This window comes from Bacillus sp. JJ1474 (assembly GCF_036965225.1).
Taxonomy (GTDB): domain Bacteria; phylum Bacillota; class Bacilli; order Bacillales; family Cytobacillaceae; genus Cytobacillus.
In genome coordinates, this window is the sequence record NZ_JBALPC010000122.1 from 1 (window position 1) to 2,282 (window position 2,282).

Annotated in this window: 1 protein-coding gene; it reads right to left on the reverse strand. The window is 36.9% G+C overall.

The window, feature by feature from the left end; all coding sequences use genetic code 11:
* Nucleotides 1-149: 149 nt before the first annotated feature.
* Entirely contained in the window at nucleotides 150-2,222 is a 2,073-nt protein-coding gene (gene glyS, locus V7164_RS15750; protein ID WP_335354545.1) for a glycine--tRNA ligase subunit beta, read from the reverse strand.
* Nucleotides 2,223-2,282 lie beyond the last annotated feature (60 nt).

Genomic DNA, 2,282 nt, shown 5'->3' on the forward strand with positions numbered 1-2,282 from the left:
CGCTGGAGCTAGACAAATACCAAAAATGTTATACTTTTATAAAATTATTATATACTATTTAGAATAAATGAAAAGAAATGAGTATTAAGGCAGGAGTTTATTGGAAGGAGCCTGTCTTTTGGAAACAGGCTCCAAATGGAAAACCCACGTTATTTAACAATAATTTCGTTTACATTTGCAAACTTTTTAATCAATTCAGCCAGTAAAACCATTTGATTTAGCCTGTTTTGCCGAAGTTCTATATGATCTGCCATGACCATCGTGTTATCAAAATATTGATCGATTTCAGGCTTTATAGATATGAGCAAACCAAATTTGTCACTTTCTGAAGTATGAGCAGTAAACTTTTCTTTGACAAGCATATATTTATTGTACAGATTTTTTTCAAATTCATTTTCAAATAAATCAGGTTTGACTTCACTAGGATTTTCAGCTTTAGATGAAATATTTAAAACTCGGCTTAAAGCCTCCATGCTTTCCTTAAAGCCATTATCCTCTTTTCTAGTTTCTAATACTTCAGCTCTTCTTACTAGGGATGGGAGTGCACCAATTTCATTGCCTAGAACTGCTTCAATTAAATCATACCGCACATGCTTTTCTTGAAGGATATGCTTAATTCTTAGTTTAAAGAATGCAATTAATTCTCCGGCAAGTTCTGATTTAGATTTCTTAGCAATTCCAGCCTCTTCAACTAAGGCTAACGCAGAATCAATTAGACTTTCTAAAGACAAATCCCACTCTTTATTTATTAGAGTCTGAACAATACCTGTAGCTTGGCGTCTTAGTGCATATGGATCCTGTGAACCGCTTGGGATAATGCCAATAGCAAAGCAAGCGGCAATTGTATCCATTTTTTCTGCTATTGACAGTGCAGCACCTGCATGGCTTCCTGGGGTACTGTCATCAGCATTCCTTGGCATATAATGTTCATTTATGGCTTTAGCAACTGCAGGTTTTTCTCCCTTTTGCAAAGCATACTTTTCACCCATAAAACCTTGTAATTCTGGAAATTCGTAAACCATATTTGTTACAAGGTCAAATTTGCAAATTTCACTAGCTCTGTCGGCAGCTATTTTATCTTCTGTGCTAAAATCTAGCTTATCAGCTATCTCATTTGTTAGTTTTCGAACACGATTTACCTTTTCAGCAAGTGTACCGATTTCTTCATGATAGACAATAGCTTTTAGCTTACTTATTGAATCTTCAATTTCAGTTTTTTGGTCTTCTTTATAGAAAAAGGCTGCATCAGATAATCTTGCTCTAAGTACCTTTTCATTCCCCTTAGCTACTTTTTCTAAATGTTCATGCCCTCCATTTCGAACGGTCACAAAGAAGGGAAGCAGCTTTCCTGCCTTTGATTTGACAGGAAAGTAACGCTGGTGCTCTTTCATAGAAGTTATTAAAACCTCTTCAGGAATTTCTAAAAACTCTTCTTCAAAGCGTCCAAAAAGAGCTGTAGGGTACTCAACAAGGTTCGTAACCTCTTCTAGCAGATTTTCATCAATTGGAATGACCCAATTATTTTCCTCGGCGATTGTTTCTATTTGTGCAGTAATTGCGCTTTTTCTTTCAGCAGGATCAACAATCACATATTGACTAAGCATAGCCTTTTCATAATCTTTTGGCTCATGTATGTCAATTTTGTCTCCAAGGAAACGATGACCAAGTGTCCAATTGGATGTCTCTACCGCTGTGATTGAAAATGGGATCACTTCATTACCGAATAACGCAAGCAGCCATTTAATGGGACGGACGTACCGAAGATCATTATTAGCCCATTTCATGTTTTTCGGGAATGTCATAGCTGTTATAATTTGCTGCAATTCCGCCAGCAAAGTTATAGTTTCTTGGCCTTGAATAAATTTTTTCACATGGACATATTCAACACCATTTATTTCTTTAAAGAAAATATCGTCTACACTAGCCCCTTGTCCACGGCAAAAGCCAATAGCTGCCTTTGACCATTCATCATTTTCACCAATCGCAATCTTTCTTGCTGGACCCTTTGCTTCCTCGTGAACATCCTCTTGAGATTCATCTACACCTGATACGAGAACCGCTAACCTACGCGGTGAAGAAAAAGCATCAATATGGTCAAAGTTTATCTTTTTTTCTAATAACCAAGCTTGGATTTTATCTGAAAGCTGATTCATTGAATTTGTAACAAATCTTGCTGGCATTTCTTCTAATCCTATTTCTAAAAGGAGATCTCTTTTAGTCACGATTCCATTCCTCCCTTACCCGAAAAGCGCAAGCGGCTTGATCAGCCCCGACAAGCATAA